This is a genomic window from Curvibacter soli (assembly GCF_029211125.1).
GTDB classification, from domain to species: Bacteria; Pseudomonadota; Gammaproteobacteria; order Burkholderiales; family Burkholderiaceae_C; genus Curvibacter_A; species Curvibacter_A soli.
The window spans coordinates 1-7,823 of record NZ_JARGEN010000014.1 but is presented as its reverse complement, the minus strand read 5'-3'; the positions used below and the strand labels follow the sequence as shown (position 1 = coordinate 7,823).

Here is a 7,823-nt window from a genome sequence, read left to right as displayed (position 1 = left end):
ACCTTCGGACCACCGCGAGCCTCAACGAACTCGCCGATTGATCTGAGCGAAAAATCATTACTGCCAAGAGTTTCCCGCTCTTTGCAGATTTGATGGAAGAGCTCGAGGTTTCGGAGCTTCGTTGGATGAGTTGCGGTGCCCAGTAAAGCGCTGAGAACCAGATCGGGGTGAATGGTAGCCGTGCTGCTCATGCGGATTCTGGTGCCATGACTGAAAGCATTTGATCTGGGTGCCTTGATGTCCCTTGGGAAGTTGCAACTCGAAGTGCGTCCTCCATGGCGGGTCCGAGACGTTCTTTAAGAGACTGCTTTGCATCGATCAGGGTGATGATTTGGTAGCGGCCTAGCTCCGGGTGATTTGGGTTCATCTGCGAAGCCAATTGACGCAACAAAGCACTTCCGACCAGCTTCTGCTCTTCTTCAGTGAGCGTCATAAGCAGTGGCGGCAAATCGTCGCGAATGAGCGCGGCATCAATGAGCTGGCTTTGGCGAAAGACAGCTTTGCCGGGCTCAAGATCGGCATACATGATGGAGCCCTCGCAGACTCCTGACACTTGCAGGAGTTCAGAATTCACCTCTTGAATGGCGAAGTTGAATTCGGTCATGCCCCCTACGGCGACAAGTGACGTGCCTCCGCCTGATGTCAAGGCGCTTCTGCATCGCTCCATCAAGCGGGTGATCGCCGTGACGGTCTTTGTTAGGTTGTCAAAGCGCTGGACTGTTTGCTCAAGGTTGCGCTGTGCTTCCAGGTATTGCCGCTGTTCAGGAAACAACTTATCGAGAGCAAGCGCTTCCGCTCTTCGGTCTTCAATGTCGCGGAACCTCTGCTCGGCTCGTACCACTTGCTCCTTAGCGTCATGGCAGTGGTAGTAGGCGTTGTTCCAGCGCGCAGCCAACTGCGGGAGGAAGTAGGGTTGGGTGACAAACCAGCGGCACATCGGGCAGTTACGTGCGCCACCCTGAACAGGTGCGAACTTCGGTGAAGACTCGTTGCCAATGTTCGGCCCGCCGTTGTGGCATCCAGGCGCGTCAAGCTCGACGTTGTTCCCGCCGACAAGGCACAGACCGTCGACCATCAACATCCAGCCCGCCGGTGATCGCAAATGCGTCTCTTCCGGGACAGCTGCGCGGAATGCCTCCGGACTGTTGGCAATGACGTCCCGAACCAATTGGACGTATTCCGCGTTGGCCAACCAATCGAGGATTGTGTCCGCTGCGTCCTCGTTCAATCTAGCAACCCCGGCTTGAATGGCTTCCTGTGTCTGCTTCGCTCCAGGTTTGGTGTAGTACAAAGTCATGACCAAGCGGCTGTGGCCAGCAATTTTCTGAAGGATCGCCAACGGTACTTCGCCATCCAGGGCAAGTGCAGTGATAAGGGACACCCGCAGACTGTGCAAAGGAAAGTAAGTGGTCCTCGTATTTGGCGCCGAATTGTTTTTACTTACCACAAGCTCAATTGGTCGTCCGCCCGGCAACGTTTCAGAACGTAGTAGCAAACGCTTCTGGAGAGTTTTAAGGCAGTGAAACCATGGCCGGTCGAGCGCCATCATAGTCAATGGTAAAAAAGGCTGCTCGATAGTCTCTGGTGTACGAAATAAAAAAGCCGTGTCGGGATAGCTGGACAATTGCACTTCCGACTTCAGTGGTATGTGTCTCCCGTCTAGTTCATTCCAGCGTGTGAGGCGTTTTAAGGGATTGTATTTTTGCTGCCAGCGGCGCAACTTTTCAAGCCAATAAAACGGGTCTTGATGCATGGGCCCATCAACCATCCACGGTACGTTGTATCCCTTGGCTGAACCGGCCTTATTCTGGTCAGCAGTCTTGTTGGTATTAATGTGCAGGAGAACCTTTGCATCTCCATCAATAAGCTGATTTGGGCGCCGAAAAACGCCATTTGCGTAAGGACGGGTTTCATCGCCTTTCGCCAGAGCGGCAGTATTTCGCGTCCATTCTTCTTGCTCCCAACGAAAGGTATCAGCTTCTCCCGAATCTAAAAGACGGACCTGTAGGGTTCTTAATGGAAGTTGGAGTTTTATGAGTAATGCCACCCACCGAACCGGACTCCACATTTCATAAATGGTTTCCGAATCTCTCCCTTGGCCGCGTTGGCCAATTCCTTTTACAATGCGGGTGCGCGTGCGCCAGACACAGTCGGCATCTGTAAGATCAATGATCTCTGGCTCAACCGGGAACCAGTCAGGGGCAATTTTGGTACCGTCTTCAGCCCGCGAACGCGGAAGAGGACCTAATTTGGAAGAACCCAGCGCGGTTTGCGCCATTTTCCAGTCCCCGAAGCAAGGACCTTCCGCAATCATTTTGCGAAGTTCATCGATGTAGCCATAAGGAAGTGTCGATCGAACGCTTTCAGAGTGTGTAGGCAGCCCACTGCGAGTCAGAAACGGAATCGGATTTCTGAACGCAGGTGACCGTTGCTGACGACCATCGTCATCTTCTTCGCAAAACTCAGGCCGTGTCAGAACCCACTCAATGAAGTAATGTGTTGAGTTGCTGATAAGTACCTTCCCGTGCGTGCGGTCTGAGCCCCACATGCTTTCGTAGAAGTCTGGAACGATAGTCCTATAAAGCAAGAAGGTGCTTGGATCCGTCGGCAAATTGAGCGCAGATAAAAAGTCAATCAGGGCGTTAACCCCTGCCAAGGCGTGAGCTAAACCGGCTTCTCTGCCCTTGAGGTATTCGGCGCCAAGAGCTCGCCATTGCTCCAGCTCAGGAAACGTTGCTGCCACCCAGTTGAGGCTAATGTCGTTCCGGCGCGTGAAGCCCTTCCGCTTTTTAACGCTTTTATCGGGGTTCGCGCTAGGACGGAATACACCGGCGGGTGGTGGATTCGGAAATTTCATGAGCATTGCGACGTTCGCGTACTGCCAAATTTTTCCTGTTTTCGTGCGACTTCCAGACTTGTTCAGCTTGTCGGCGATTTGCTTGAGGGTCATGCCGGATTCGACGTCTTGCTTGCAACATGCAGCGAGTGCTACGCGTTGTTGATCAAATTCCGCCGCCACGGCTTTGGCTGCAATGTATTCCGGTGAAGGTTGAGGAGGCATAGATGCTAGACAAGCGAAAATGGGTTGCTAACATCATGGGGGGCGAGGCCGACAAGATCGTCGCGAAGTCTTGCGGATTTGTCATTCAGACGTTGGACACCTTGCGCGATGTGAGCCATGCACTCGGCCCGATCCGGTTGGGTGTACACGTCTTGACTCTCCACCGCAGCGTGGTGCATGAAGCGACGAATGGTTTCTTTCGGCACCCCAGCTTTGCGAAGACGCTGTCCGTACGCATGTCGGTGGCCGTGGATGCTGGTGCCGAGATGCTTGGCTGGAATGAGGCCGATTCGACGAACTGCGGCAGCATGCGAGTCTTCGAACTTGCCCATCTTGTAAACGTCGCCTTTCGGATCGCGCATCGTGTTCACGAATGCGAAGGGGTGGTTACGGAGCGCAGGGGCGATGCGTTGGACCTCTTGAACGTACAAGTTCCAAATGCGCCAAAACAGTTCGCCGAACTCGGGTACGAACCAGTACGCCTGCTTGTAGTAACCGCCGAACTGCTTTTCATGCATACCTCCCTTCCACCCGGCTGCAGAGGTCGACAGCCCCCAATCGCGCGGAGCCATGCCGAATCGCTCCGCCAAGTACTCAACGCGGCGACCGTTCCTGAGCTGGCCGGTTGCGTCGCGCCAAGATGGATCCTTCGGCGCATTGCCCCAAGCGGGGTGGTGGATCAGTACAAGGGCACTGTTTTTCTGGTGGGGGTCTTCAGTGACGTCCCATAGATAAAGATGGAAGGGTTCAGATTCGCGGTATCCAGCACCGTTGAGGAGCAGTGTGATCAGCATGTCACGGTAGTTGTACCGCTCGCCGACTTTGAACCCCTTGAGCACGAGATCCAGCACACGGTCCTCAGGAAAGGAGGGTTCCGTTTCCTTTTCGGAACGCGGCGTCGCGTGCCATTTGTTCGTGACAGCATGGTTGCCGGGCTTGCGCGATGCTTCTTCGAATGTGGACCATGTGTGGCCGAGAAAGGCCTGGTTCCTGCGGTACATGAACGCTGCCTCTGCCAATCGGAGGTCGTATCGGCTCGTACGTGGTAGCGGGGCAGGCGTTGCCTTTCCTGGGTTTCGTTTAGCCCACCAACCGAAAAAGTCGGTCAGGTTTGTCAAGATTCGACGAGTATTCTCAGGTCCTTGCGCCTTCCACCAAAGGCCGCTGTCGTCGGACCCGGTTGCGGCATTGACTGAGCCAGTCAAGAGCCGTTGCCTGAAGTTCTGAAAAATGGCCTGCTCATCAAGGTAGGTCGAATGAGCTTCGAGGTATTCGAGGAAAAGTCTTACTGAAGCGGTGACTTTGACCATCCACTGCGGGCTGCGACCGTCCCAATGGTCGATCAAGTAGTCAATAAGGATGTCGACGGGCCCCTCAGGTGTCAGCAGCACCGGGACTTCGTAGTGGATGCCGGTTTCGTCTGTGAAAACCCGTCCTGTGACTGTTGTTGATTCGAACAAGCGCTGGTTTCCTTCGGGGTACGGTCAAAGTTAGTACATCACTCCTGTGGAGTATGGACGTATTGGGGGTAAGCACACAATCGGTACCGAGGCCGGAAGATGCGGGGAGGGGAGGGAGGCCTCCCTCCCCGCCTTGAAGGCGTGGACAACTCTGAAGAGTTGCCCACCCCACGGCTTCCCCTCCCTCTTCGTTGAAAAAGTCCGAATGAAGCAAGATCGTTCAAGGGAACTATGGAAGAAGATTTGGGGGGTATAACAAACGACGAACGTTTCGCACTCGCCGCCTAAACACCGGTGAGCCTTGCAACAGCACGCCGATGGGCTGGGCAAGGGGGCCGCAAGGCCTCCCGGCTGCAAGGTTATTCACGTCGGCTGGTTCCGGGCCGGGTACCTTGGCACGGGATGAGACTAAAGGGTACTGGCGTTCGGGATAGCGTGCGACTGCGCGATGCCGGAGGCGAGACTCAAAACAGACCGCTAAACATGTAGATCTGCGCGAAGAAGGCTTGCGGACGGGGGTTCAATTCCCCCCAGCTCCACCACTATTTGAAAAACCAACCGTTCTCGGTTGGTTTTTTTCGCCCGTTCCCCCCAGTGTTGGCGCGGGTTTGGGCCTTGCTGCGACGGACGCCGCCGCCCCGAACAGCCCCGTTTCGGGCGCTTTTTCGTTCTCAGTTCCCACCCATTCTCTGTTTCTGCGGAGGAGGACTTCGCACCTGACCCAGCAACGACGCGGGTTTCCGGCCGCTTGTTCGTCACGGAAGCCGCCTTCACGCAGGCGACCCGGCCCTGGACCGGGCTACCCGTTCACGATGGGCCGAACGTCCCAGGTGATCGGCGACTCGGGTCGGTAGCCCACCACCTCGCCACGCTTGATGCTGTTGTCCAGGTGTTCTGCCAGTGGTTTGTCGTACTTCGCAATTTGCTTGATGGCACGGTCAACGGCGTTGCGGAAGGCGTCCCGGACGTTTTTCCGCTTGTCCCCGGCCTTGCGTTGCCGCCCTCCGAGGCCTTTACCACCTTCCATTGCTTTGGTCAGGAAAGCCATTTCCTCCTCGATCTCCTCAATGCGTGCGTGGTCACGCTGTACGTCGCGCTCTTGGCCGTGAACACGCCGAACTTGCTGACTCTGGCATCGAGCTCCTCGAAATCGGTGGTGCGGCGCGCTGGCAGGGGCTTGAGGCTGGCTCGCTCACCCTCCCAGGCTCGGGCGCAGCGGGCATTGAGCCTTCTGACCGTGTCGGCAACGAACTGCTCGTAGGCCGACAGATCTGCGAACTCGCGCGTGCCGCGCAGCAGCAAGGCTTGCTCCAGGGCCACCTACCGCTGCCCCTTGGGTCGGATGCAGCCCGAGACCACCGACCTTGAAGCGATGAAGCAACGCGGCTGGCACGACCAGCACATCCTCGTCGTCAACGCCGCCGACGAACGCCTCGACTTCATCGAGCGCGAGTTCATCCGCCGCATCGGCGAGCGACTCTACGGAGGGGCACGTCATGGCTGACCGTCGAACTCCGTGGACGATTGACGACGTAGCCGCGCGCTTCGAGGAGGCGGCCAGCACCGGACGTCGCCTGCCGCCCGTGCGCGTGCAGGGCTACTTCAACACCTGGCCGATCATCGTGCGCAAGGAGTGGGAAGCCTTCGCTGCCGACGAGAAGGTCTACCGACCGTTTCCGCCAACGCCGGACGCCATCGACCGGATGCTGGAGACGATGAAGTGGGTGCAGTGGCTGGAAGTCGAGCAGCGCCACCTCGTGTGGATGCGCGCCAAGCGATACGGCTGGCGCGACATCACCATCCGCTTTGCCTGCGACCGCACGACGGCATGGCGGCGCTGGCAGAAGGCGCTGGACACCGTGGTCGGCCACCTGAACGGGCGGGTTGGCGTATAGTATCAGCAGATGATATAGTTCGGCATGAAACGCGATGCCGCCATCGACACCTTGCTCGATCTCCACGGGTCGATCCTCGATCAGGGGAACGGCTATTGGATCAAGCTGGAGGCTTGGCGCGTCGATGTGTCCGACCAGATTCCGCACGGCATTCGGTACTCGCTGACGCTGCACGAACCGTATGGCAACCGCATCTTGGGTTACGACAACGCCCACGCCGTCAAGCCACCCAAGAAGTTCAAGTACGCCGGGCGCATCTTGGCGTTCGACCACAAGCACCGGCACGCCACCGACAAGGGCGTGCCTTACGAGTTCAAAGACGCCCAGCAGTTGCTGGAAGATTTTTTCGCGGACGTGGATCGCGTCCTGTTGGAGGTAAGCAAGCCATGAAATCCATCGTGATCGGCATCATGCCCCAAGAGAAGATTCGCAAGCGTGTGTTGGCCATCGCGCGCGGCGACTACAAACCCAAGTCCGGCGACCCCAAGATCTGGTTCACGTCGATGAAGTCGTTGGCCGAAGTATTGAGCGACGACAACCGCGCCTTGCTGCGCGTCATTGCCGAGACCGCACCCGAATCCATCTCTGCGCTGGCCCTGACCACCGGGCGCAAGCCCGGCAACCTCTCGCGCACGCTCAAGACCATGTCCAACTACGGCATCGTCGATTTGAAGCGCGAGCGCAACCTCGTGCGTCCGGTCGCCAAGGCCACCGAGTTCCGGATCGTCGCCGCGTAGGGTTTTGGCGTGATTTAGCGCGCGTGGTCGGCAATGCGAGTGCATCAGCGGGCATCAGCGGTTTTTGAGCGTGCAACAAATCAGCCGGTTCGAGGGTAGGATTCGTTCCATGATGAGGAGCAGTGGCGGCGAGGCGACAGTCGCTCGAAAGCCACGCTCCCGAGGCGAAATGGGCCCTTCCTGCGGAATAACCCATGCGGGGGGCGCGAGCGCGACGCTTTTTTAGCGTCAGGGCGCGGACAAGGTTACCAGTCGGCCAGGTTACCGGCTCCGGTTACCACCCCCAGGCGCAGTTACCACCCCACCAGAATCTTCATTCAACCAACCCGCCCTGCGGCAACGCTCGGCGGGTTTTGCTTTTGGGATTCCCACTTTGAACACGCTCAACGTCGAGTACCGCAAGGTCGAGGCGCTGATTCCCTACGCCCGCAATCCGCCCACGCACGCCGAAAGCCAGATCGCCAAGATCGCGGCCAGCATCGTCGAGTACGGCTGGACGACCCCGATCCTGGTCGACGGCGACAACGGCATCATCGCCTGGCACGTGCGTTGGGACGCACCGTCGATTACCTGATCAAGTGGAATCCGCGCAGCACCCCGGTGCAGGCTTGGGCGCAGGCCAAATGCGCCGATGAGGCCACCGTCTGGTGTCTGCTGCGCGAAGGCAAGC

Annotated in this window: 9 protein-coding genes, 1 other RNA gene and 1 pseudogene; 6 read left to right on the top strand and 5 right to left on the bottom strand. The window is 57.7% G+C overall.

Features of this window, described 5'->3' with window-relative positions; genetic code table 11:
• From gmtX to gmtY, 3 genes are all read right to left on the bottom strand, one after another.
• A partial coding sequence (gmtX, locus tag PY257_RS02785; protein ID WP_275738529.1) for a gamma-mobile-trio protein GmtX occupies positions 1-191 on the bottom strand: 191 nt, incomplete at its 3' end.
• A complete protein-coding gene (gene gmtZ, locus PY257_RS02780) occupies positions 188-2,950 on the bottom strand; it encodes a gamma-mobile-trio integrase GmtZ (RefSeq protein ID WP_275738527.1) in 2,763 nt (920 codons plus the stop codon). The genes gmtX and gmtZ, both read right to left, overlap by 4 nt.
• A gap of 116 nt (positions 2,951-3,066) precedes the next feature.
• The gene (gene gmtY / locus PY257_RS02775) at positions 3,067-4,521 is read right to left on the bottom strand and encodes a gamma-mobile-trio recombinase GmtY (protein ID WP_275738525.1); all 1,455 of its coding nucleotides are present in this window, start codon (positions 4,519-4,521) and stop codon (positions 3,067-3,069) included.
• A 190-nt stretch (positions 4,522-4,711) separates the two neighbouring features.
• Here gmtY and ssrA point away from each other — a divergent pair.
• Positions 4,712-5,063, top strand: a transfer-messenger RNA (tmRNA) gene (gene ssrA, locus PY257_RS16375).
• A gap of 257 nt (positions 5,064-5,320) precedes the next feature.
• Here the strand turns inward: ssrA and PY257_RS02765 are convergent.
• A complete protein-coding gene (locus tag PY257_RS02765; protein ID WP_275738523.1) occupies positions 5,321-5,569 on the bottom strand; it encodes a hypothetical protein in 249 nt (82 codons plus the stop codon).
• A complete protein-coding gene (locus tag PY257_RS02760) occupies positions 5,557-5,823 on the bottom strand; it encodes a hypothetical protein (protein ID WP_275738521.1) in 267 nt (88 codons plus the stop codon). The genes PY257_RS02765 and PY257_RS02760 overlap by 13 nt, the downstream gene beginning before the upstream one ends.
• Positions 5,824-5,893: 70 nt before the next feature.
• Between PY257_RS02760 and PY257_RS02755 the strand changes: the two genes are divergently transcribed.
• The 5 genes and pseudogenes from PY257_RS02755 to PY257_RS02735 all read left to right on the top strand — a co-directional run.
• A complete protein-coding gene (locus PY257_RS02755; RefSeq protein ID WP_275738781.1) occupies positions 5,894-6,025 on the top strand; it encodes a hypothetical protein in 132 nt (43 codons plus the stop codon).
• Positions 6,018-6,416 carry a DUF6362 family protein gene (locus tag PY257_RS02750; protein WP_275738519.1) on the top strand — a complete coding sequence of 133 codons (399 nt, stop codon included), beginning with the start codon at positions 6,018-6,020 and terminating at the stop codon, positions 6,414-6,416. Before PY257_RS02755 ends, PY257_RS02750 begins: the two co-directional genes overlap by 8 nt.
• Positions 6,417-6,440: 24 nt before the next feature.
• Complete coding sequence (locus PY257_RS02745) at positions 6,441-6,806, top strand: toxin-antitoxin system TumE family protein (protein WP_275738518.1); 366 nt, start codon at positions 6,441-6,443, stop codon at positions 6,804-6,806.
• A complete protein-coding gene (locus PY257_RS02740) occupies positions 6,803-7,153 on the top strand; it encodes an HVO_A0114 family putative DNA-binding protein (protein WP_275738516.1) in 351 nt (116 codons plus the stop codon). Before PY257_RS02745 ends, PY257_RS02740 begins: the two co-directional genes overlap by 4 nt.
• A 373-nt stretch (positions 7,154-7,526) precedes the next feature.
• Positions 7,527-7,703: pseudogene (locus PY257_RS02735) on the top strand (ParB N-terminal domain-containing protein); the annotation flags it as partial.
• Positions 7,704-7,823 lie beyond the last annotated feature (120 nt).

Coding starts and splice junctions, on each gene's coding strand:
- PY257_RS02740 (WP_275738516.1), top strand. CDS start 6,803: ATGAAATCCATCGTGATCGGCATCATGCCCCAAGAGAAGATTCGCAAG.
- gmtZ (WP_275738527.1), bottom strand. CDS start 2,950: ATGACCCTCAAGCAAATCGCCGACAAGCTGAACAAGTCTGGAAGTCGC.
- PY257_RS02755 (WP_275738781.1), top strand. CDS start 5,894: ATGAAGCAACGCGGCTGGCACGACCAGCACATCCTCGTCGTCAACGCC.
- PY257_RS02765 (WP_275738523.1), bottom strand. CDS start 5,569: ATGGCTTTCCTGACCAAAGCAATGGAAGGTGGTAAAGGCCTCGGAGGG.
- PY257_RS02750 (WP_275738519.1), top strand. CDS start 6,018: ATGGCTGACCGTCGAACTCCGTGGACGATTGACGACGTAGCCGCGCGC.
- PY257_RS02745 (WP_275738518.1), top strand. CDS start 6,441: ATGAAACGCGATGCCGCCATCGACACCTTGCTCGATCTCCACGGGTCG.